The organism is Achromobacter sp. JD-1, assembly GCF_038594925.1.
Taxonomy (GTDB): domain Bacteria; phylum Pseudomonadota; class Gammaproteobacteria; order Burkholderiales; family Burkholderiaceae_B; genus Achromobacter; species Achromobacter spanius_C.
Window position 1 is genome coordinate 73,531 of the sequence record NZ_JBCGCS010000019.1, and the last position, 23,180, is coordinate 96,710.

Consider the following 23,180-nt stretch of genomic DNA (forward strand, 5'->3'; position numbering starts at 1 on the left):
CTTTCTTACGGCATTTCGCCGGAATCATCATGGACGCCATGCGCCGTCCAGGTTCACAATCAATTCCAGCCAATGCGTCGTGCCAAAGAGGCCCGCCCATGGAAGACGAACCGCCGGAAAAATCTGTTCGCCGGCAACGCGTTGCGCTGCCTGACTGGCTATGCCAGTACCAAAAGCCGTGGATAAAGGATGACGTCACAGCCGGCCTGACGACCGCCGCCGTCGTCATTCCGAAAGCGCTTGCCTATGCCGCCGTAGCGGGGCTACCGGTTCAGGTGGGGCTCTACACCGCGTTCGTGCCGATGCTTGTTTACGCCTTCCTCGGCACATCCCGGCCGCTTAGCGTCAGCACCACGACCACACTGGCCATCCTTACCGCGACAGCCCTGGATCGCGCCGTGCCAGGCGGCGACGCCACGCAACTGCTGGTTGCCACGGCAACGCTGGCGCTGCTGGTTGGCATCGTGCTGATAGCGGCGTCTCTGTTGCGGCTTGGCTACTTGGCCAGCTTTATTTCCGAACCGGTATTGGTCGGCTTCAAGGCGGGCATCGCCATCGTGATCGTGGTCGATCAAATACCGAAGCTGCTTGGGCTGCACTTTCCCAAGGGGCCGTTTCTGTCGAACGTGCTGTCAATTTTTCATGGCTTTACACAGCTGTCGATCGCCACCGCCGCCGTCGGCGCGATCACATTGGGCCTGCTCCTGGTTCTGGAACGATTCACGCCGCGCGCGCCAGCGCCGCTGGTGACGGTCGCCATCGCCATCGCGGCAACCAGCCTGTTCGGACTAAGCGATCTTGGCGTGCAAACAGTGGGCCATGTGCCCACGGGCTTGCCGTCGCTGACGCTGCCGGATACGTCATTGGTGGGCGAGCTTTGGCCCATGGCGCTGGGAATCGCGTTGATGAGTTTCACCGAAACGATCGCGGCCGGACGCGCTTTTGCGAAAGCGGGCGAGGCCCTGCCGAACGCCAATCGAGAATTGTTGGCCACGGGATTTTCGAATGTGGGCGGCGCGCTCTTCGGCGCCATGCCGGCGGGCGGCGGGACGTCGCAAACCGCCGTGAATCGGCGCGCCGGCGCACGCACCCAGGTCGCCGAGTGCGTCACCGCCGGGCTTACGCTGGGCGTCATGCTGCTGCTGGCGCCTTTGATTGGCGCTATGCCGCACGCCACCCTGGCGGCGGTGGTCATCATGTACTCGGTTGGCCTGTTCGACCCGGCCGAGTTCCGTGCGATTGCCAGGGTGCGGCGCACAGAGCTAGTCTGGGCCTTGGTGGCGCTTGCCGGCGTCGTGCTGCTTGGCACGCTGCAAGGGATACTCGTCGCCATCATCGTGTCGCTCGTCGCGCTGGCCCAGCAGGTATCCAACCCTCCCTTGCATCGGCTGCTGCGTAAACCGCACACGAACCTGTTCCGTCCGGCGTCCCCGGACCATCCCGACGATGAGGCGCTTGAAGGCATCTTGCTGCTTCGGCCCGAGGGACGCATCTTCTTTGTGAATGCAGACAATATCGGCCAGAAGATCACCCAATTGATCACCGCGACACGACCGCGGGTAGTCGTGCTGGATATGGGAAGTGTTTTCGATATCGAATACACCGCGCTGAAAATGATGAACGAGGCGGAACGCCGGTTAAAGCGGGACGGCGTTCAGCTTTGGCTGGCGAATCTAAGCCCTGGCGTGCTGGCCACGGTAAGACGATCCCCGTTGGGCGAAACCCTGGGCGCGGACGGTTTGTTCCAGACACTTGAAGAGGCCGTCCACAAATACCAGAACACCAGCCGGTCTGCGTCCTGAGCGGGAATATGTTGACTATGGTCAAGTCGCATTGTCTTGGCGGATCTACGCTGACGCTGCAAATCCTCTTGATTTGCCTAGCAGTCCAAGGTGCCAACCACGTGGAGATTGACCATGAACATCCGCAATCTGGCCGCACTGGCATTCGTCGCCGTGCTGGCCCCCGCCTTGACGGCCGCTGTCGCGCAGACCGCGCCGCCCTCTCCCGCTCAGTCGGCTGAACAGTCCGCCGACGACACGCAGCAGTTTGACAAGAAAGCCGCCGAAGTCAGGGACAACATGGAGAAAATGCAGCAAACCATGAATCAGATACAGAAGACGACCGACCCGAACGAACGTCGGAAACTGCTTCAAACGCATCAGGAGCTGATGCAGACCACCATGGGAATGATGGGCGAATTCTGGGGCAGCGGCGCCATGGGTTGCTGTGGGGCCATGGGTACCGGCGGGCCGCATCACCGGGGACGCGGGCAGATGGGTTGGAATGCGATGCGGGGAAACTATTCGAACCTGAGCCCCGAACAGATCCGGGAACGTCAGTACATGCGGGATCAATACATGGGCATGCAGCAGATGATGATGGAGCAAATGATGCAGCAGCAGCTCCACCGAGGCGCCCAGCCGCGTTGACCCAAGGCGGCGGCGGTCCGGCATGAGCTAGACCCCGGCGATACACGCTTGCTCCACGCGCCCGCCTGCCGCGCCTACCCCTCGTACCGCCGCCCTTGCGCCAGCAATTCCGGCGTGCCGATCACCGTGTTCAAGCCGTCGAAATCCAGCATCTGCGGTTGCCACGGCGCGGTGGTGCCGTGTTGGCGCAGGCTGCCGTAATAGCCCTGCAAGGTGTGCGCCACGGCGCGCGCGGTGCCGCCGGGAAAGATGACGATGCGAAAGCCCAGCGCGGTCAAGGCGTCGGCGCTTTGCACGGGCGTCTTGCCGCCTTCCACCATATTGGCCAGCAGCGGCACGCGAGCGGCAAAGCGCGCGCAGGCCGCCTGCATCTGTTCGGGCGTGCGCAGCGCTTCGATGAAGAGCGCGTCCGCGCCCGCTTCCAGATAGGATTCGGCGCGGTCCAGCGCGGCTTCCAGCCCGTCGACGGCGACCGCATCGGTACGCGCCAGTATCAGCGTGGACGCATGCACTCGCGCATCCACGGCGGCGCGCAGCTTGCCGCACATTTCGGCGGCGGGTATCACCGTCTTGCCGTCCAGATGGCCGCAACGCTTGGGAAAGGTCTGGTCTTCCAACTGGATCATCGCGGCGCCCGCGCGTTCAAAGCCACGCACCGTGCGCTGCGTGTTCAGCGCATTGCCAAAGCCCGTGTCGGCGTCCACGATGACCGGCGTGGCCACGCGCTCGGTGATCCGCGCCAGCGTGTCCTCGACTTCCGAATACGTGGTCAGGCCGATGTCCGAGCGCCCCAGCCGCGTGTAGGCGATGGACGCGCCCGACAGGTACAACGCATCAAAGCCCGCCTGCTCGGCGATGAGCGCCGACAGGGCGTCGTAGATGCCGGGCGCCAGCACGGCGCCTGCGGCCAATTGCGTTTTCAGTGCGTGTTTCATGGTGATTCCTGATCAAGTTCTTGCCCCAGCAGCGTGGCGGCGGTGGCGGCGGCGATATAGCCGCCCGCCACCGCGCTAAGCAGTCCATTGCCGGACAGATAGCCCGACACGTCGTTGCCCGACACGCCGCGCGCGGCGCCGCCGGCAGCCAGCAGATTCGGCAATGCCTGACCATTGCGATCCAGGACGCGGCATTGCGCATCAATGTCCAGGCCGCCTTGGGTATGGAACAGCGCGCCGGTGACCTTGACGGCGTGATACGGCGCTTGCAGGGCGCGGTCGAAGCGGCGGCCATGGGGGTCGGCCACATCCGGGCTGACGCCCTGCAAGGTCTGTTGCAACACGTCGGCGTCGCAGCCGATCAACGCGGCCAGCGCAGACACGTCGGCGCAGGTCTTCACCGCATGGCCGGCTTCGGCCGCGACAAAATCCGGGAAGCCGCGCGCCAATGCCAGCGTGCGGTCGTCGAACACGTTCCAGGCCACCCCACCCGGCTGCGCCAATACATGGACGGCGGCTTCGGAATAGCCCTGCGTTTCGTCATGGAAGCGCAGGCCGTCGCGATTGATCTGCACGCCGCCGTCCATCATGACGGCCCAGGAAATCAGCGCGCCTTGCGGTGTGGCCCAGGACCCGTGTCCCTGGTAAGCGCCCAGGTCGGCCAGGCGCGCGCCCAAGGCCTTGCCCCATTCGATGGCGCTGCCGTCGTTGCCCACGTGGCCGCCGTAGACGGCCTCGCGCATGGCGGGTAGATGTTCGGCCACCATGGCGGCGTTGCCGCCAAATCCGTTGCAGGCCAGGATCAGCACCTGGCAGCCGATTACGTCGATGGATCCGTCGGGTCGTTCGCAACCCACGGCGGTGATGCGGCCGCTGGGGTTCCCGCCGCTGTTGTTCCCCTCGCCGCCTTCCCCTCCCGCATCTTCCACCCAGATTTCCCGGGCCAACGCGCGCGTCAACAGATGCGCGCCCGCGCCCGTGGCGGCGCGTTCCAGCGCGGTCACCAAGGCCACGCCCGTGCGTTCCGGCAAGGCATGCATGCGACGCGCGCTGTGGCCCGGATACAGAAAGCCGTCCAACACGTCGAAGGTCAGGCCATGGCGCGCCAACATGTCCATGGCCGGTGCGGCTGCATCCGTGTAGGCCGCGACCAGATGCGGCGCGGCCGTGCCGTGGGCCTTGGCTTGGATGTCGGCGGCGAAACGCTCCGCGCTGTCATCGATGCCAGCCGCGCGCTGCACAGCCGACCCCGCCGCCGGAATGAATCCCGACGACAACGCCGACGAGCCGCTGGGCGCGGCGTCGCGCTCGATCAACACGGTTTCAATGCCGGCCTGCGCCAGACGCAGCGCGGCGGTCAACCCGCAAGCGCCCGCGCCGATGATCAGCACCGGCACCTGCATCATGTCGGCGTCCGAGGCGCTGCCGGAGGTGCTGCCCGGGTTGCCGTTCGGGTTGCCGCCGAGACTGCTGCCGGGATCGCCCCGCTTCACGGCCGGCGCGCTCACGACGCCAGCCGGCCCATGAAGTCCGCGCAGGTGATCACGTCCGCCACCGTGCGCAAGTCCGCCAGCGCGGCGTCGTGCATGGCGGGTGTGGGCGCGGCGCAGCCGTCGGCCAGCACCGTCACGTGATAGTCGCGCATATGGGCGTCGCGCGCCGTGCTGGCCACGCCGCCGTTGGTGACGATGCCCGCGATGACCACGCTGGACACGCCCGCGCGCCGCAGCACCCAATCCAGCTGCGTATTGAAGAAGGCCGAATACGCCACCTTCCAGACCGACACGTCGACCAACCCGTCCAGCTCGGCCACATTCGCCTGGCCGGGCGAGCCAGCCGCGAAATCGCCTTTTGCCAGGAACGGGCGCAGTTGCTTCAGGTGCGGCGAGATCATGGGTTCGCCATGCGCATCGGGCCACAAGGTAAACAGGCTGGACGCGACCAGGCCACCTTGCGCCTTCAGCGCACGGGCCAACGGCGCCACGCGGGCGGGCAAGGCGCGCGCCTCGCGGCTGACAGCGCCGCCCCGGTCATAGGCGCCGCCCGGCGCCAGGAAATCATTCTGCAGATCGATGATGAGCAAGGCGGTGGTGCGAGGGTCCAAGGCATGCATGGCGGTCTCCTAGGCGGTCTGGCGCGTGATCAGCAGATTGCCCAGCGCGTCGACGCGGCCGGCAAAGTCGGGTTCGATCCAGATGGTGGTGTCGGGCTGTTCAAGAATGGCGGGGCCGGCCACTTCCGCCTCCACGGGCAGATCCAGGCGCGCGTAGCGCACAGCGTCGTGCCACTGGCCCGCGTGAAACACCCGCTGCGTGCCCAGCGCGGCGGGCATGTCCTGGCAGGTGGGCGCCAGCAGCGCAAGATCAAACTTGGGGCGCTGCCCGATGCGCGCATAGCGCAGGTTCAGGATGCGCACCGCAATGCCATCCAGACTGCGGCCGAACGACGCGCGGTAGGCGCGGTTGAAGGCGGCGGCAATGCCCGCACGGTCCAGCTCGGCGCGCGTGAGTTCCACGCGCACGGTATGGCTTTGGCCCACGTACAGCATGTCCAGCTCGATGCTTTCGCGGATGCCTTCGAAGGCCACGCCCGCCGAGTCCAGCCGTTCCTGGCAGGCTTGCGCCAAGCCGTCGATACGCGCCAGCAGATCAGCGGCGTCCAAGGCATCCAACGCGGTGTTCAGCGTCTGCACGCCGTCGTGCCGCATGTCGGCCATGACGCAGCCCAGCGCGGACGTCACGCCCGGGTAGCGCGGCACGATGCCGTGGGCCGCGTCCACTTCGTTCATCATGGCGCACACGTGCAGCGCACCGCCGCCGCCGAACGGCATGTAGGCGAACTTGCGCGGGTCGTGCCCGCGTTCAATCGACACCACGCGGATCGCGCCCGCCATCTTGGCGTTCGCGACGGTCAGGATGGCTTCGGCCGCCGCATGCACGTCCAGGCCCAGCGGCCGCGCCACGTGTTCGTCGATGGCCGCGCGCGCCAGGTCTACATTCATGGTGGCCAACAGCCCGCCGCCCAGCGGGCGCTCGGCGGAAATGCGGCCCAGCAACACGTTGGCGTCGGTGACGGTGGGCCGGGTGTTGCCACGGCCATAGCAGGCCGGGCCGGGAATGCTGCCGGCGGATTCCGGACCCACCAGCAACAGGCCGCCCGCATCCACGCTGGCGATCGAGCCGCCGCCCGCGCCGATGGTTTCAATCTGGATCATCGGCGCGCGCACCACCATGCCGAAGTCGATGGAAGTCTGCGCCGACAGCGACGCTTCGCCGCCCGCCACCAGCGACACGTCGAACGAGGTGCCGCCCATGTCGCCCGTCACCACGTTGGGAAAGCCAGAGGCGCGCGCAATGGCGGCGCAGGCGATCACGCCCGCCGCTGGACCCGACAGCGCGGTGCGCACCGGCACGTCGCACGCGGTCTGGCGCGACATCACGCCGCCGTTGCTCTGCACCACCAGCAGTTCGCCGTCAAAGCCGTTCTGCTTCAGGTCGGACTCCAGGCGCGTCAGGTAGCTGCCCACCACGGGCTGCAAGGCGGCGTTCAACACTGCTGTTGAGCAGCGTTCGAATTCACGGATCTCGGGCAGCACTTCGGTGGCCGCCGTGACGTTGCCATTCGGCCAGATGGCGCGCACGCGGGTCGCGGCCTGGGCTTCGTTCACCGGGTTGGCGTAGGCGTTGACGAAGAACACGCACACCGCCTCGCAGCCCTGCGCCAGCAGCGCCCGGGCCGCCGCTTCCACCTGATCCAGATCCACGGGCGTGTGTACCGTGCCGTCGGCCAGCACGCGCTCGGCCACTTCCAGGCGCAGGTCGCGTGGCACGACAGGTTCGTAGTTGCCACGAAGGCCCCAGGTCTGCGGACGATCGCGCCGGCGCATTTCCAGCACATCGCGAAAGCCCGCCGTGGTGATGATGCCGGTGCGGGCCACCTTGCGTTCCAGCAGCGCGTTGGTGCCCACGGTGGTGCCGTGCACGATGGTGGCAATGGCGCTGGCGCCGTCAGCCACGCGCGCGATGCCATTCATGAAGCCGCGCGCCTCTTCGCCGCGCGTTGACGGCACCTTGACCACGCGCGCCGTGCCGGCTGTCTCGTCCAGCACGAACAGGTCCGTGAACGTTCCGCCCACGTCCACGCCGACGACGAGTCCCTGTGCCGTGTTCTTATCTGCCGCGCTCATGCCAACTGCTCCTTCTTGTTGTTGGCGATATCGCCCACATAGCCCATCTTGCGGTCGTGCTCACGCGCTTCAGGCGCACGGCCGGCGGGGTCGCCATAACCGCCCCCGCCCGGTGTTTCCAAGCGCACGCGGTCGCCGCGCTGCAATTGAATGCCCAGCATCTTGGAGCTCATGGGCGGGGTGCGCCACTGGCCGTCCTGCTGATAGCGGAACACGTTCAAGGCGGCCTCGCCACCGCCCGCGATGCCCTTGGGCGCGCTGCGGCCGCGTTCGCCGAAGATGAAGGCTTCGGCGCTGTCTTCCAGCAATTCAATTTCGTAGATGGCGCCCAGGCCGCCGCGATGCGTGCCGGCGCCGGCCGAATCCGGGCGCAGCGCCCACTGCGTGAAGCGCACGGGGTACGCCGCTTCCAGGATTTCCAGCGGCGGAATGGTGGCGGTGGAAATCGGCGCGTTGCCATGGCTAAGCCCGTCGCCGTCGGAATGCCCGCCGTGGCCACCGCCAAAGAAGCTGAACATCACCCAGCGCTGGCCCTTGCGCGCGGCGTCGCTGCGATAGCCCGCGATGGACAAGGCGTTGATCGTGCCATAGGCCTGCGCCATGGCGCGCTGGGGCGCGGCCTGCGCCATCGCGCAGAAAATCACGTCGATCATGCGCAGGATGGTTTCGGTGTAGCCGCCCACGGGGCGCGGGCGGTCAGCCGAAATCACCAGGCCGTCCGGCAGCACCACGTCCACCGCGTCCAGCACGCCCGCGTTGGCCGGCACGTCAGGAAACAGGTGCTTCAAGGCCACGTAGCAGGCCGCAATGGCGGTGGCGCGCGAAATATTGACCGGGCCAGCGCAGGCGGGCGAGGTGCCGTTGAAATCCAGCGTCAGCCGGTCGCCTGCAATCGTCAGCTTCAACGCGATGCGCAGCGCCACGTCGCGCACGCCATCGTTGTCCAGCATGTCTTCGAACGCGTATTCGCCGTCGGGCAGGCGCGCAATGTGGTCGCGCATCAAGCGGCGCGCGCGCTCGCGCAAGGTATCCAGGGATTCCAGCACGGTGTCATCGCCGTACTCATCCAGCAGGCCGTCCAGCCGGCGCGCACCCAGCTCCAGCGCGGCCAGTTGGCCGTTCAGGTCGCCCCACAGGCTGTCGGGCAAACGGGTGTTGGCTTTCAGGATGGCCAGCACGTCCTGGTCCAGCACGCCCGCGCGCAGGATGCGCACGGGCGGAATCTGCACCGCTTCCTGCCAGCATTCGGTGGCGGCCGGGTTGTAGTTGCCCGGCACCGCGCCGCCCACGTCGTGCCAGTGCGCAGCCGACGCCAGAAAGCAGAACAGCTTGGCGCCCCGGAACACCGGGCGCACCAGCTTGAAGTCATTGGCGTGCGTGCCGCCTTCGTAGGGGTCGTTGAAGAGCCAGACGTCGCCATCCACCATGCCGCCGCGCTCGGCGGCCACCTTGGCGGCCGCCTTCACGGCAAAGGCCATCGCGCCCACGAACACGGGCAGGCCGGACTTGCCCTGGATCAGCGTGGCGCCGGTGGCCGCGTCGTACATGCCGTGGCAGGCGTCGTGGGCCTCGGCAATGATGGGGTTGAACGCGCTGCGGTACAGCGTCGCGTCCATCTCATCGGCAATCTGTTCCAGACGGCCCTTCAGGACCGCCAGGGTGACGGGATCAAGCATCGTGTTCTTCCTAAGAGGTTTGGCGCTGTTTCAGCAGATTCAGCAGTCCGCCGGCCCGCACCATGTCCATCAGGAAGGTGGGTACGGTTTCGCAATGCAGTTCAGCAGGCTCGACGCCGGCCGCGCGGCCGATGCGGCCAGACTCGGGGTCCAGGGTGATGCGCTCGCCTTCCGCCAACGCGTCCGCCTGCGCGCAGGTCAGGAGCAGCAGGCCGACGTTGAAGGCGTTGCGAAAGTACAGGCCGTTGAAGGACGGCGCGATCACGGCGGCCACGCCCAGGCGCACCAGGGCCGACGCCGCCTGCTCGCGCGACGAGCCGATGCCGAAATTCGGCCCGGCCACCAGGACGTCGCCCGGCTGCACCTGCCCCGCGAATTCCGGGCGGACCCGTTGCAGGCAATGGCGCGCGATCTCGTCGATGCCGAACTTCATGTAGGCGCCTGGCGCCAGCGCGTCGGTGTCGATATCGGCCCCCACGCGCCAGACGCGATGGGTTGATGTGCCGTGCGTGGCGGTGGCTTCGGTTGCGCTGGGGGGTGTTGCGATCCGGCGCGTCATGCCATCACCTCGCGCGGGTCTGCGATGCGGCCGGCCACGGCGGAGGCCGCCACGGTGTAGGGCGAGGCCAGATAGACCTGCGCCGTCTCGGATCCCATGCGGCCCTTGAAGTTGCGCGCGGTGGTGGAGATGACGCTGGCGTCGTCGGGAATGGATCCGCCATAACCGGCACAGGCCCCGCAAGACGTGGCCAGCACCTGGGCGCCGGCGTCTTGCAGCACCTGCATCACCCCTTCCTGTTCCGCCTGTTGCTGGTCCAGGCGGCTGGCAGGCGCGACCATCAGGCGCATGCCCGGCGCCAGGCGGCGCCCGCGCAATACGCTGGCCGCCGCGCGCAAGTCGTCCAGCTTGGCGCCGGTGCAGGCGCCGATGTAAGCCACCTGCACGGGCACGTCGCGGTATTGATCCACATCGCGCGCATTGGCCGGGCTGTGGGGCGCGGCCACCTGCGGCGCCAACGAGGCGGCGTCGAAGTCGTGCCATTCGGCGTCTGCCCCGGCATCGCTTTGCCAGCGGGCCAGGTCCAGCGCATCGGTCACGCCCGCCGCGCGCAGATAGGCGGCGGTGGTTTCGTCAGGCGCAATCAGGCCCACCTGCGAGCCCAGTTCGGCGCTCATGTTCGACAAGGTCATGCGTTCCTGCATGGGCAGCGCGCGCACGGCCTCGCCGCAGAATTCCACGGCCTGGTAGCGTCCGCCATTCATGCCGTAGCGGCCGATCATGTGCAGCATCATGTCCTTGGCGGTCACACCAGCGGCCAGCCGCCCGTTCCAGCGCATCATCAGCGTCTGCGGCACCTTGACCCAGATCTTGCCGGTGACGGCCACGCCCAGCATTTCGGTGCTGCCGATGCCGAACATGTACGCGCCGAACGCGCCGCCCGTGGGCGAATGCGAATCTCCGCCCACGCAGAACATGCCGGGGCGAATATGGCCGTGTTGGGGGACGACGACGTGGCAGATGCCGACCGAGTCATACACGTTGGGCAGTTGCTGCCCCGCCGCCCAGTCGCGCGCAATGCGCACGATGCGGCGCGATTCATCATCGGATTCGGGCACGTAGTGGTCGATGACCAGCACGATTTTTTTCGGGTCCCACAGCGATGCGCCCAATTCTTCCAGCATGGGCTGCAAGCGCCGCGGGCCGCTGGAATCATGGAACATCGCCAGGTCCACGCCACAGGTCACGATCTCGCCCTGCTCGACCGAGGCGCGGCCACAGGCGGCGGCGATCAGCTTCTGGGCCAGGGTTTGCGGCGGAATTCGCGGCGAACTATGGGGTGAACTTCGGGGCGGACTTTGCAGCCGCGGGGTTTGATCAACAGGCATCGCTACATCCCCAGATACGCGCGGCGCACGTCGTCGCTGGCCATCAGTTGCGCGCACGGCCCGCTATAGCGGATGGCGCCGTTTTCCATCACGTAAGCGCGCTGCCCCGTTTCCAGCGACTGGCCGACGTTCTGCTCAACCAGCAAAATCGCCAAGCCGTCGGCGTGCAGGCGCTGAATCAGGCCGAACAGTTCTTCCACCATCAAGGGCGACAGCCCCAGCGACGGTTCATCCAGGATCAGCAGCCGGGGCTCGGCCATCAAGCCCCGCCCTATCGCCAACATCTGCTGTTCGCCGCCCGACATGGTGCCGGCCAGTTGCGCCAGCCGTTCACGCAGGCGCGGAAAGATGTCCAGCACGCGGTCCAGGTTGGCCGCGCGGTGCTCGCGCGCCCGGGTGAACGAGCCCAGCTCCAGGTTTTCGCGCACGCTAAGGTTAGGGAAAATGCGGCGGCCTTCGGGCACCTGGATCAGGCCGGCCTTGACCACGTCGCGGTAGTGCCGCCCGGTCAGGTCCTGCCCGTCAAAGCGCACCGACCCGCCCCAGGGCTTGAACAGCCCGCAAACGGTGTTGTTCAAGGTGGACTTGCCCGCGCCGTTGCTGCCCAGCAGCACGACGATTTCACCTTCGCTCACGGTCAGGTCCACGCCGCGCAGCACTTCCATGCGGCCATAGCCCGCCCGCAGGCTGGAGACTTCCAGCAGCGCGCTCATGCCGGCGCCCCTTGCGCGGCCAGGCGGGCCGCCGCGCCGTGCCCAAGATAGGCTTCCACCACCGTCGGGTCGCGCGTCACTTCGCCGGGCGTGCCCGACGCAATCAAGCGGCCCTGCGCCAGCACCCATACGTGTTCGGCCAGGCTCATCACCGCGCGCATGACGTGTTCGATCATCAGCACGGTGACGCCATCGTCCACCAGCTTTTTCACCACCGGAATCATCTCGTCGATCTCGCTCGGGTTCAGGCCGGCCAGCACCTCGTCCAGCAACAACAGGCGCGGCCGCGTGGCCAGCGCGCGGGCCAGTTCCAGCCGTTTGCGCCCCGCTACCGTGAGGTCGGCGGCGGGCTTGTCCAACACGCCTTGCAGGTTGACGCGCGCGGCCACCGCTTCGGCCTCGGCCAGGGCGGCGCGCCGGTCACGCAGTCGCAGGTGCGCGCCCACCGCGATGTTCTGCCGCACTGTCTGCGCGCCAAAAGGCTGCACGATCTGGAAGGTACGCGTCAGGCCCAGTTGCGCGGACTCATGCGGGGCACGCCCCGTGATGTCCTGCCCGGCAAAATGCACCGAGCCCGCGCCGGGTGTCAGAAAGCCGGACAGCAGCGCGAACAGCGTGGTCTTGCCGGCGCCGTTGGGGCCCACCAGCGCGGTCAGCGAGCCTTGCGGCACGGCCAGGTTCACGTCCTGAACCGCCTTCAGGCCGCCAAAGGAAATAGACAGGTTGCGAGCTTGCAGCAGGATCTCAGACACGGGCGCGCTCCTTGCCAAACAGCCCACGCAGCGACTGCCCGCTGCCGCTGATGCCGCGCGGCAGGAACATCACGATCAGGATCAGCACCACGCCGTAGATCACCATGCTGATGCCGGGCAGTTCGCCAAACAGGTTGCGCGTCAGGTCGGCCAGGCCATGCAGCGCCACCGCGCCCAGCACCGGCCCCCACAACGTGCCCATGCCGCCCACGATGGCGCCCACCAGGGCTTCCACCGACACGGCCGACCCAAAGGCAATGCCCGGGTCGATGTACTGGAACACCTGCACATAGAAGGCACCCGCCGCGCTCATGAACGCCGCCGACAAGGCAATGCCGCCCAGCTTCACGCGCAGCGGATTCACGCCGATGGCGCGCGCCGCGTCCTCGTTGTCGCGCACCGCTTGCAGATACGCGCCAAAGCGCGAATGACGCAGCCAGGCCGTGACGGCCAACGCCAGCACCACAAAGGCCAGCAGCAGATAGATATAGCCCCGGCGCGACACAAACTGCATGTTGGCCGCGCCCTCTTGCAGCGGCACCATCAGCCCCACCCCGCCGCCCGTGAAGGGCGCCGACAAGGCCAGGATGCGAAAGACCTCGGCAAACGCCAGCGTCACCAGCGCAAAGTACGAACCCTTGAGCCCGTAGCGGAACGTCAGCCCGCCCACGGCCAGGCCCGTCAGCGCGCCCAGCGCAATGGCCATCGGCAGCGCCAGCCAGGGATTGATGCCCAGGCTAAGCTGGCCGAGCGCCTGGGCATAGGCGCCCACGCCAAAGAACAGCGCGTGGCCAAACGACAACTGGCCGCCGTATCCACCCAGAATGTTCCAGGCCTGCGACAGCAGCGCCGCGTATAGCGACATCATCACAAACGTCAGCAACACGCCCGACTGCGCGAACGTTGCCAAGACGGCCAGCGCCACCCCGAACAACGCGATAGAAATAAGATCCCGGTTCATGCTCAGCCCCTCGCCCCGAACAGCCCCTGCGGGCGAAACAGCAGCACCGCGATGAAGATCGCAAAAATGCCCATCTGACCCAGCGAGTCGCCCAGGAACAGGCCGCCGATGGACTCCACCACGCCGATCAGCAAGCCGCCCACCAAGGCCCCCACAAAGCTGCCCATGCCGCCCAGCACCACGATGGTGAAGGCCACCAGCACAAAGCCGCTGCCCACTTGCGGGTTGACGTAGTAGGCGGGCAGCAGGAAGCAAGCCGCCGCGCCCAGGCAGGCCATGCCGATACCGAACGACAGCGCATAGACCTTTTCAACATCAATGCCCATCAGCTTGGCGCCCTGCTTTTCGCGCGCCACCGCGCGTATGGCGCGGCCCAGGTCGGTGCTGCGGATGATCCAGAACAGCACCGCCGCCACGGCCAGCGCGCCGAAAAAGGCGATGACCTTGGGCAGCGCGATCATGGCGGGACCGATCTCAACCGTGCTGAGCGTGTAGGCCGTGTCGATGCTGCGCGTGTCCGACTTGAACCACACCAGCGCCAGGTTTTCCAGCACGATGGCCAGGCCCAGCGTCACCAGCAGAATGTTCTCGTCCTTGCCGTGGCTGGCGCGGTTGATCACAACGCGCTGCAACGCATAGCCCAGCGCGAACATGCCCGCCACCACCAGGGGCAACGCCGCATAAGGGTCGATGCCCAGCCGGTCTTTCAGCAGGTAGACGGCGTACAGCGCCACCATCAGCGCGGCGCCGTGAGCAAAGTTGATGATGTGCAGCACCCCGTAGATCAGGGTCAGCCCCAGGGCGATCAGCGCGTACACCGCGCCGGTCGTCAGGCCGTTCAGCACCGATGAAAAGAGGATGGCGGGATCCAGCATGCTGCGCGCTCAGGCCTTCAAGGGAAAAATGGCGTCGGCCTGGCGGTATTCGGCCGGTATGATCACCTTGATGTCACCGCCGATGACTTGCGTCAAGAGCGGCTGCGCGCCCGTGTTCTGGCCGTTGACGAACTTGGTGGGGCCATACGGCATGAGGTTGTCGTGGAAGGTGCTGGACGCCAGCGCGTCGGTGATGGCGGCGCGGTCAGCCGACTTGGCGCGTTCGATGGCGTCGGCCAGCAACTGCACGGCCACGTAGGTCATGAAGACCTCGTAACTGAAATACGCGCCCTTCTCTTCCACGCGTGCCTTCAGCGGCGCCACGCGCGCATCCTTGGGGTTGAACCAGTGGTTGCAGTCGATGATGCCGTTGGCGATGTCCGGAAATTCCTTCAGGAACTTGTAGCTGGACGCCGCGCCCCCCAGCACCGAAAAAATGGCCTTGGGCTGCACCTTCTGCTGCTTCATGGCGCGCAGCAGCAGCGCGTATTCGTTGTAGTAGTTGGCCGGGATGACGATGTCCGGGTTCACGGACCGCATGCGCAGCACGATGTTGTTGAAATCGCGCGTGGGGTTCGGGTGCTTCACCACTTCCTTCACCTCGAAGCCGTATTGCGGCAGCGACTTCGACAGCAACGCCGCCGTGCCGGTGCCGAACAGCGACTCCTCGTGCACGATCATCACGGTCTTGGCCGGCTTGCCGGCGGCATCGTTCAAGGCCACCAGGTCGGCAATGGCGCGTTCGCTACAGGCACGGTAGCCCGGCCCGAAACGGAAGGTGTTCTTCAGGCCGCGCTCCACAATCTGGTCGGCCACGCCCACGTCCACCACATGCGGCAGGTTGTACTTGGCCGCCGTCTGCGTGGTGGCCAGGCAGATCGCCGACGCATACGCGCCGACAATGGCCGACACGCCCGCCTCGTTCATCTTTTCCACTTCGGCCGAACCCGCCTCGGGCCGCGACTGCGCATCGCCCAACACCGCAGACAACGGCGCACCGCCCAAGGACTTGATGCCGCCCGCCTTGTTGATGTCTTCAATGGCCAGCAGCGCGCCCAGCCGGCATTGCTGCCCCGAATACGCCAAGGCGCCGGTCACCGGGTGCAGCACACCCACCTTCACAGGCGTGGCGCCTTGCGCGCGCGCCACCCAGGGCGCGGACAGCAGCGCCGTGGCGGCGGCGGATCGATACAGAAAAGTGCGGCGCGAATTCATGGGAGATCTCCGAGGGGTTCAATGAAATTGGGCCGACAGCTCTTCGCTGACCCAGACTTTGGCGTCGATGCTGCCGACGCGCGACAACTGCAATTGGTATTGGTAGCGGTCGGGCCGGTACAGGCCCTGCAAGAGCTGCACGGGGCGGTCGTTCACGTCGCGCACGACGCGGGTCACGGCCAGCAGCGCCGACCCCACCGACACATCCAGATGGCGCGCCACTTGCGCATCGGCCAGGCGCGCCGAAATGGTTTGCGTGGCGCCGCCAAACTCCACGCCAGCCGCTTCCAGCAGCATCAGCAAGGGTTCGCGTTCCAGGTCTTCACGCGTGAAATCAGCCACGGCCTGCGGCACGTAGGTGGTGATGTGCGACAGCGGCCCGGCCTCGGTGCTGCGCACGCGCAGGCTCTTGTGGACCGGCGTGCCCACCGGAATGCCCAGCGATTCGGCCACCGTGGGCGGTGCGGACACCAGCGCGCTGTCCAGCACCTGCACAGAGGTGCGCAGGCCCATGTTGACGATGTTCTCAAGCAGCCCGGTCAGGTGCGCCTTCTGCGACGCGTTGGCGGCGGGCGCGGCTTGCGCGTTGGACGCCGCCCGCAAAGGCCAGGTCCCCAAGCCAGGACGCCGCGACACCAGACCATCGGCCACCAGCATTTCCATGGCCTTGCGGATGGTGATGCGGGCCACGTCGAACTGCCCGGCCAGCGCATGCTCGCCCGGCAAGCCGTCCTGGTCGAAACGGCCCTCTTGCAACTGCTCGCGCAGCACAAGATAGATCTGGTGGTATTTCGGCAGAGGCAGTGTGGTTCCCATGCCGGAAACTCTAGGGGTGTCCTAATGTACCGTCAATGGAACAAATGGCTGGAAGGGTTGTTCTATCGGGAAAACACTGACGGTCTGGACGGGATACCGCATCCGGCTAATTTCTGACACAATCCGTCTGAAATTAATAATTGGGGACGGCGACAGCCGCATTCGAAACCGGGCCAACGCCCACACCATCCAGGAAAGAGGAATGAAGAAGACAACGAAGCTGGCAATGTTGGTGCTTACCGCGGCATTGCTCGCGGGTTGCAAGACAACGGTCGAGACCGAGGTCAAGGTTTCGGATTTGCTTGATGCAACTTCCAAGCAGATCGCCGGCAATCTCCTGGTCGAAGTGCCGGCTTGCCAAAGTCATGAAGATTCCCGTCAGCCGTCGAAAATCCTGGTGGACGTGCAGCAAGCCGTACCGGGGATCTTCTCGGACGCGAAGTACGAGGAGTGCTTTCGCAAAGGCTTCGACTCCTACGCCCGGTTCTCCATGCCGATCGTTCTGACGAAGGGCAGTGACGGCAAGCTGGCTTCGCAATCGCACATCAACTTGGTGTCGAATGAACGCCAACTGCTGTCCGTCAGCGTGCCGGAGTCGATCAGGGCAAAGATCGACAGCACCCAAAAGAAGTCGCCCGTGGGCAAGCTAGATCTCAAATTCGAAATCAAGGTAAAGAACGACACAGGCGAGGCGCTCCCGTTTGCTGCGATCGCCGTGTTCGTCGACAAACAACCTGTCGTCTATGGCGTTTTGACGGTCAAGCCAGGACAGTCATTTGTTGTGGCGCTCTCTGACGTGTCCGCCAAGAGCGCAGTCCAATTCGGCAATGCGGTGGTTCTGGCGCACGCCCAGCAGTAGGCCGCCCGTGGATTACAGGACGACATCTGACAGGGTACGTGCCATGCCCATCACCTACCGATCCGCCATTGCCGACGACGCCGCCGCGTGCATCACGCTGCGCACCCAAACCCGCGAAAACGCGGTCACCGAAGCGGAACTTGCCGCCGCCGGCATCACGCGCGAAACCTGGGCGGCGGGTATCGACGCCGGTCTATACCCCGGCGTGGTCGCGATGGACGGCGACGTGCTGGCGGGCTATTGCTTCGCGCACCGGGATACCGGCGAGATCGTCGTGCTGGCCTTGCTGCCTGACTATGAAGGCCTGGGAGTGGGCAAGACGCTCTTGGGCATGGTGGTCGAGGCGCTACGCACGCGCGGATTCGCGCGTGCGTTCCTGGGTTGCGCCACGGATCCGGCGGTGCGGTCCTATGGGTTTTATCGGCACCTGGGATGGCGGTCCACAGGCACCTTCAATGACGCGGGCGACGAGGTGCTGGAGTATTTGTTTTGACGGCTGTTCACTGAGGTGCGTACCGCACCCGCCGACACCCGCTGCTGAACTCGTCAGAACTTCCAGCGCACGTCCACCGACCCCGTGTGTTGACGGTTGCCACCTCCGAATTCCCCGCCGTAGCTCAGACCCGCCGTCATGTTGCGCACCGCGACAAGGTCGGCGCCCAGTTCAATGCGGGCCGCGTCCCGCGCGATGGGCGCGCCCGCCACGGAAAACGAAGCCCCCTGGTCGAAAGCCAGCGTCTGCGTCGGCTGCAGGCTGCCATAGGCGTGGCGCCAGCCCAGCATGCCGCGCAGCACGATGGCGGATTGCGCGGGCGACCATTGGCCGCGCAGCCCCGCCAGCGTGCTGGTGCTGTCCTGCGTCTGGGCGCGGCCGGACAGGGCCGCGGATCCGCCCGATTCAGAGAAGCCACGCACGCGCAATTGGCTCCACGACAGGCCGACAAAGGGCTCTAGCGTGACGGTGGGCGCCACCGCCAGGGAATATCCCGCTTCGGCGAATAACTGCGTGGTGTTGCCGCTGTAGTTCGCTTTCAGCGTCTGGTCCAGGCTGCCGTAGCGAATCTGGCGGCGCGTGTCGATGTCGTGCCAGCTGTAGGCCGCGCCCGCCAGAACGTTCACGGCGCCCGCGCCCGTGGCAAAGGACTTGCCGCCGTAGATCGTTGCGGTGTAGCTCTGCGTCTTGGCGGTGGCCGAGCGCTGGTCAGGACTCAAGCGGGCATCCGTGTAGCCGAAGGCGCCGCCGACGCGCCACCCCTGCCCTACGCCAACGTCGCCCCCCACCACGACGCCAGTGCTGCTTTGATCCGCGCCCGGCGCGTTACCGTCGCCGCGCAGGCGTTGACGGTCTCCGATTACCTGCGCCCACAGCGGCGAGGCGCCGGACCGAGGCAGCATCGCGGCTGACGGTGGCGCGTCCGACATGCCAGCCTGCGCGCTGAACCCGCCCGACCGCATCGGCGCCGACAGGTTGGTGCGCAAGCGGGCCAATCCGGTCTGCGCGATGAACGGCGTGGCGCTCATCAAACCAGACGCCACGCCAGCGTGCGTGTCGCCGGACAATTGGTTCAGGGCTTGCAGCAACTGGCTGGTATCGCTGCTCAGCATGACGCTGCGCCAGACCTCATGGCTTTGCGGCAGGCTGTCGATGGCCGCCGCCACGGCGCGCTGGTTGGGGGTTTGCGCGGCGCTTGCCAGGCTGCGGTCGTTACGAGCCAGCGTCAGGGTCACGTCGTTGCCGTCACCGCCCGCCGTATTGACCGAGGCATCCAGGAACAGCAGGGGATTGTTCACCGCGGCGAACCCGCCCGCGACCGCGCCGGCGCTCTGCTTGGCGATCAAGGTGTAGGGGCCGGTGTCGGCGTTCCAGGCCGACGCGTCCGCGGGCGACAGGCGCAGGTCCAGGGTGGCACCCGTGATGTCGACTCCGCCCGCCACCACCACGCTGTCGTGCGTGGTGGGTGTGGCGTTGATGCGCAGCGTGCCGTGGTTGACGTAGTCGCCGGAAAAAGTCTGTGTGCCGATGCCGTCGCCGCCCGGCGCGTGCACGCCGCCCGCCAAGATAGTGGCCGACCCCAGGGTGCCGGCGCCCGCCAGCATGGCGCCCGACGCGACCTGCAGGGTGCCACCCAGGCGGGCGTTCTCGGCCAGCGTCAGCCCTCCTGCCGACACGGTGGCCGTGCCGGTATAGGCGCTGCTATCCGAAGCCAGCGCCAACATGCCCGCCCCGATTTTGTTGAGCGCGCCCCCGCCGGACACGGCGCCTTGCAGGGTGAAAGCATTCGTCAGGTCAAGCGCGCCGCCCGCGGCGCCCAGCGTCAGGCCGCGCCCGGTGCCTGTATAGGCGGCATCGGCAATGCGCAGCGTGCCGCCGTTGAGCGTCACGCCGGTGCCGGCTGCGCCCAGGTTGGCGTCGTCGGACACCGCCAGCACGCCCGCGGAAACGGTGGTGCCGCCAGCGTAGGTGTTTGCGCCGTTGAGAACCAGCGTGCCGCCTTGAGTCTTGTCGATGCCGCCCGCGCCGGATATCACCGTATCGATCACGGCGGTCGCGCCACCCAGGACCCGGAGTTCGCTGCCACCCGCGCGCGTTTCCAAAGCGCCGGTGCCGTTCAGGCGGTAGCCGTCGGCCACGAACTGCAGGCCTGCGAACGATTGCGTGCCTTGCACGCTTACCGTGCCGCCGCCCGTCGTCAGGAAGACGGCGTGATTGCCTGCCCACGCTTCGGGCACGGTGCCGCCGTCGTTCACCCAATTGGTGGCCGTGGCGTCCCAGGTGCCATTGCCCCCCGTCCAGGTCTGCAGGAGATTGCTGCCCGTGACGCCGACTCGCAGGTCCAGGTGGCCAGCCACTTCAGACACCACGCGCACGTCGTACGCGGACAGCGAGGCCGGCATGGCGCCCATTTGCAGGCCGCTGCCGGTGAGTTGGCCGCCATAACTGATCAAGCGGTAATAACCCAACCCCGCGGTGCTGTCGGGGTCGCTCAGCGCCAGGGTGCCGTCCAGTTGCACGTCGCCATCAACCTGCAGATGGTCGCTGGCGCCTGGCGCCGAGGCATCGTTGCCCGGCGCGCCCAGCTCGTAGTCCAGCGTTGCGCCGGCGGCAAGCGTAAAGTTGCCCGCCACCCGCAAGCTGCCCAGCGAATTACCCGGAGCGATGACGCCGCCCGCGGTCACGGTAGTGGCGCCCACGGTGCCGCTGCCGCCCAACCGCGCGCCGTTGCCGACGGTGACGGCTGAGCTGGCGATGGAACCGTTCACCACCAACGAACCGGCGTCGATCTGGGTGGCGCCGGTATACGTGCTGGTGCCCGACAAAGTAAACGCGCCGGTGCCCTGCTTGAGCAATCCGCCAGACCCGTTGAGCGTGCCCGAGTACGTGGTGCTGGTGTTGTCGGCGCCCAGCGTCAGCGTGGCGCTGCCCAGTTGCACAGTGCCCGCGCCTGACAGCGCGCCAAGCGACTGCCCATAGCCGTTGAGATTCAGCGTGGCGCCGGCGCTGACGTTCATGGCGCCGCCGCCGAAAACCTGCGACGCGCCCGCCACCAAGGTGCCCGCCTGCACGGCGGTGCCGCCCGTATACGTGTTGGCCCCGGACAGCGTCAGTGTGCCCACGCCGGTTTTGCTCAGCCGGCCGCTGCCGTCCAGCACGGCGGAGATGCCCACGTCGAAGCCGTTGGAATCCAGGAACATGCCGCCCGCGCCCAACGTGATGTCGCCCGCGCTGAAGCCCTGCAAGAGGTTCGCTTCCGAGGTGGCCGCGCGCAGCACGCCGCCATTGAAGTCGATCGTGCCCGTCGTGCTGCCGGCCTTCCTGACAACGGGCCCTGTCCGCAGAACGCCCCGTCCGTCAGCGTCAGAGCCATTGACCTGCATGATCCCGCTGCCGTCGCCGAGCTCTATCTGCGCGACGCTCACCGTGGCTCCGTTCTGCACGACCACCGTGCCGGTCGTGCCTGCTTGATTGCCGATCACCAGCGCGGTATCGCTCGACCACACCGAGTTCGCGCCGGAGATCAGGGCGGACCCATCCGTGTAGGCGCCGACAAAGCTGCGCGCGGTGGACAACCTGGCGCCGTCCAGCACATGCAACTCGTTGGTCGCGTTAGCGCCCCCACCGACCGCGAAGTAGTTGGCCGACCACGTCGAATCCGCGCCCGTCACGATTGCGGTACCGCCGGAAGCAGAGCCGACCCACACATCATGGGACGTCATTTGTGCGCCGTTGCTTACGGTAATTTCCGCCTCGCCGGCCGAGCCGATGTACACGTCCGACGTCGCACTGCCCAAGCGCGCCAACGGGCCCGTCACTTCCATGGAACCGTTGCTGGCCAAGATCTGTCCTGCCGTGGTGGTCGCCCCCGTCAGCCGCAGCAGGCCTGTGCCCAACTTGACCAGCGAACCGGTGCCGCTCATGTCGTCCGCATACTCGACCGTGCCGCTTCTGCTGAAGGTGACCGACCAGTTGTTGACGATATCGCCGCTGATAGAGCCCGTGGCGCCGCCCGCGCCAATGTACAAGGGGCCCCCGGATACGGTCGTTCCGCCCGTATACGTGTTGGCGCCGGTAAGCGTCACACCACCGATGCCGTTGACCACCAGGGAACCAGAGCCTGTGATGTCCGAGGCCAGTTGGTAGGCCCCGGCCTGGTTGAAATTGATGGTTCCGTTGTTGACCAGTGTGGTCAGGTTGGTGATCGCGCCGCCGATCGTGGCGTTGGCCGTGTCGCTTCCGATGTTAAGCGTGCCGTTGGCGTTGATGATGAACGCCCCGCCGCCCGCGAAGTTTGCCGTGCCCGGCCCCAGGTTCAACACGCCGGCTCCGCCGCCCGTTCCCCCGCCGACCACCAGCCGCGCCCCGTTGCCGAACGACAGGGTGGAATTGCCCTCCACGGTCACCGTGCCGCTGCCGCCTTGGCCACCTGCCTGCGAACCGCTCGCGCCCCCGCCCGACCCGCCGATCAGAAGCGTGTCAGCCACGGAAAGCGTGGCGTTCGTCAACGTCAGTGCGCCGGATCCGCCACTGCCACCGACGCCCGTCGCGCTGCTGCCTCCGCCCGCCCCGCCCACCAGCAGTGAATGGTTTACCGTCAAGGTCGCATTGCTGACGCCCAGGCTGCCTGCCACGCCATCACCGCCGGCCTCACCGTCGAAGCTGGCGCCACCGCCACCGCCACCAATGCCGACGTAGTCGTAGCTTGTCGAGATGCTGATGGTTCCCGAGCCAACCGCCTGGGCGCCCTGGCCTGCGGTACCCCCGGCAGACGTTCCGTCAGTTCCGACAATATTGCCGCCGTCGCCACCGGCACCGCCGTTGCCCAGGCCGCCGCCAGCACCCAGCGCGCCACCGCCACTGCCGCCACCGGCCGCGGGTGCCGCTGGACCGCCCGCGCCGCCACCACCGCCCACGCCGCTCTGTCCGCCCACGGTGCTCGACGCGCCACCGGCGCCGCCGCTGCTGCCCCCGGACGAGTCAGGGCTGGAGAGCCCATCGCCTCCGCGCTCCACTCCGCCTCCCGCGCCACCACCAACGGCATTCCCGCCGCCACCGCCGCCCCCGCCAATACCCCCGCCGCCGCCGCTACCGCCCGCCGACGCACCCGCCGACGTCACGCCGCCATTGCCGCCATTGCCCACAAGCAGGCTCTCCGCAAATGACGGGGTGGCAACAAGCGGCATGCAAGTCACGGCCGCAAGCGCCAGATAGACGGGGCTAAGTTTCAGCTTGCGGACGGCAGAGTGGGTACGCATGGGCAATGTCTCGAGTGGGAGGGTTGGTGTTGACATAGGTACGGCTGGCGGGAATATTGCACAGCCTTCGGCCCGACCTGCCAGGGGCCGAGATGCTTGTTCAATCGGGGCTGACAATTCCG

The 23,180-nt window shown here is 66.8% G+C and carries 18 protein-coding genes; 4 read left to right on the forward strand and 14 right to left on the reverse strand.

The features are described from left to right. Positions 1-98 precede the first annotated feature (98 nt). Complete coding sequence (locus WBR68_RS24250) at positions 99-1,802, forward strand: SulP family inorganic anion transporter (RefSeq protein WP_230695467.1); 1,704 nt, start codon at positions 99-101, stop codon at positions 1,800-1,802. 114 nt (positions 1,803-1,916) lie between these two features. Next, on the forward strand, positions 1,917-2,432 hold the full coding sequence (locus WBR68_RS24255) for a hypothetical protein (protein WP_230695468.1): 516 nt from the start codon (positions 1,917-1,919) through the stop codon (positions 2,430-2,432). Positions 2,433-2,506: 74 nt separating this feature from the next. Here the strand turns inward: WBR68_RS24255 and WBR68_RS24260 are convergent, their stop codons facing one another. From WBR68_RS24260 to WBR68_RS24320, 13 genes are all read right to left on the reverse strand, one after another. After that, a complete protein-coding gene (locus WBR68_RS24260; RefSeq protein WP_230695469.1) occupies positions 2,507-3,367 on the reverse strand; it encodes an isocitrate lyase/PEP mutase family protein in 861 nt (286 codons plus the stop codon). Further along, entirely contained in the window at positions 3,364-4,773 is a 1,410-nt protein-coding gene (locus tag WBR68_RS24265; protein WP_230695492.1) for an FAD-dependent oxidoreductase, read from the reverse strand. Before WBR68_RS24265 ends, WBR68_RS24260 begins: the two co-directional genes overlap by 4 nt. Before the next feature lie 98 nt (positions 4,774-4,871). Further along, on the reverse strand, positions 4,872-5,480 hold the full coding sequence (locus WBR68_RS24270) for a cysteine hydrolase family protein (RefSeq protein WP_230695470.1): 609 nt from the start codon (positions 5,478-5,480) through the stop codon (positions 4,872-4,874). 9 nt (positions 5,481-5,489) lie between these two features. Continuing rightward, positions 5,490-7,553, reverse strand: coding sequence for a hydantoinase/oxoprolinase family protein (locus tag WBR68_RS24275; protein ID WP_230695471.1), 2,064 nt, complete (start codon positions 7,551-7,553; stop codon positions 5,490-5,492). Then, the gene (locus WBR68_RS24280) at positions 7,550-9,229 is read right to left on the reverse strand and encodes a hydantoinase B/oxoprolinase family protein (RefSeq protein WP_230695472.1); all 1,680 of its coding nucleotides are present in this window, start codon (positions 9,227-9,229) and stop codon (positions 7,550-7,552) included. Before WBR68_RS24280 ends, WBR68_RS24275 begins: the two co-directional genes overlap by 4 nt. Before the next feature lie 10 nt (positions 9,230-9,239). Then, complete coding sequence (locus WBR68_RS24285; protein WP_230695473.1) at positions 9,240-9,788, reverse strand: LeuD/DmdB family oxidoreductase small subunit; 549 nt, start codon at positions 9,786-9,788, stop codon at positions 9,240-9,242. After that, positions 9,785-11,050 (reverse strand): 3-isopropylmalate dehydratase large subunit, encoded by a 1,266-nt coding sequence (locus WBR68_RS24290; protein ID WP_230695493.1) that lies wholly within the window; start codon positions 11,048-11,050, stop codon positions 9,785-9,787. Before WBR68_RS24290 ends, WBR68_RS24285 begins: the two co-directional genes overlap by 4 nt. Before the next feature lie 68 nt (positions 11,051-11,118). After that, on the reverse strand, positions 11,119-11,829 hold the full coding sequence (locus WBR68_RS24295; protein WP_230695474.1) for an ABC transporter ATP-binding protein: 711 nt from the start codon (positions 11,827-11,829) through the stop codon (positions 11,119-11,121). Next, on the reverse strand, positions 11,826-12,581 hold the full coding sequence (locus WBR68_RS24300; protein WP_050449007.1) for an ABC transporter ATP-binding protein: 756 nt from the start codon (positions 12,579-12,581) through the stop codon (positions 11,826-11,828). Before WBR68_RS24300 ends, WBR68_RS24295 begins: the two co-directional genes overlap by 4 nt. Next, positions 12,574-13,542 carry a branched-chain amino acid ABC transporter permease gene (locus WBR68_RS24305; RefSeq protein ID WP_230695475.1) on the reverse strand — a complete coding sequence of 323 codons (969 nt, stop codon included), beginning with the start codon at positions 13,540-13,542 and terminating at the stop codon, positions 12,574-12,576. Before WBR68_RS24305 ends, WBR68_RS24300 begins: the two co-directional genes overlap by 8 nt. Positions 13,543-13,544: 2 nt before the next feature. Next, a complete protein-coding gene (locus WBR68_RS24310; protein ID WP_050449009.1) occupies positions 13,545-14,417 on the reverse strand; it encodes a branched-chain amino acid ABC transporter permease in 873 nt (290 codons plus the stop codon). 9 nt (positions 14,418-14,426) lie between these two features. Next, on the reverse strand, positions 14,427-15,632 hold the full coding sequence (locus tag WBR68_RS24315; protein WP_230695476.1) for an ABC transporter substrate-binding protein: 1,206 nt from the start codon (positions 15,630-15,632) through the stop codon (positions 14,427-14,429). 18 nt (positions 15,633-15,650) lie between these two features. Continuing rightward, complete coding sequence (locus WBR68_RS24320) at positions 15,651-16,448, reverse strand: GntR family transcriptional regulator (protein WP_050449011.1); 798 nt, start codon at positions 16,446-16,448, stop codon at positions 15,651-15,653. A gap of 202 nt (positions 16,449-16,650) precedes the next feature. Here WBR68_RS24320 and WBR68_RS24325 point away from each other — a divergent pair, with 202 nt between their 5' ends. Together WBR68_RS24325 and WBR68_RS24330 are read left to right on the forward strand one after the other, a co-directional pair. Further along, a complete protein-coding gene (locus tag WBR68_RS24325) occupies positions 16,651-17,307 on the forward strand; it encodes a DUF7424 family protein (RefSeq protein WP_230695477.1) in 657 nt (218 codons plus the stop codon). A gap of 43 nt (positions 17,308-17,350) precedes the next feature. Beyond that, the gene (locus tag WBR68_RS24330; protein ID WP_127184276.1) at positions 17,351-17,800 is read left to right on the forward strand and encodes a GNAT family N-acetyltransferase; all 450 of its coding nucleotides are present in this window, start codon (positions 17,351-17,353) and stop codon (positions 17,798-17,800) included. A 53-nt stretch (positions 17,801-17,853) separates the two neighbouring features. On the opposite strand, the gene WBR68_RS24335 is transcribed toward WBR68_RS24330, so the two are convergent. Then, positions 17,854-23,058 carry an autotransporter domain-containing protein gene (locus WBR68_RS24335; protein ID WP_304505235.1) on the reverse strand — a complete coding sequence of 1,735 codons (5,205 nt, stop codon included), beginning with the start codon at positions 23,056-23,058 and terminating at the stop codon, positions 17,854-17,856. Positions 23,059-23,180 lie beyond the last annotated feature (122 nt).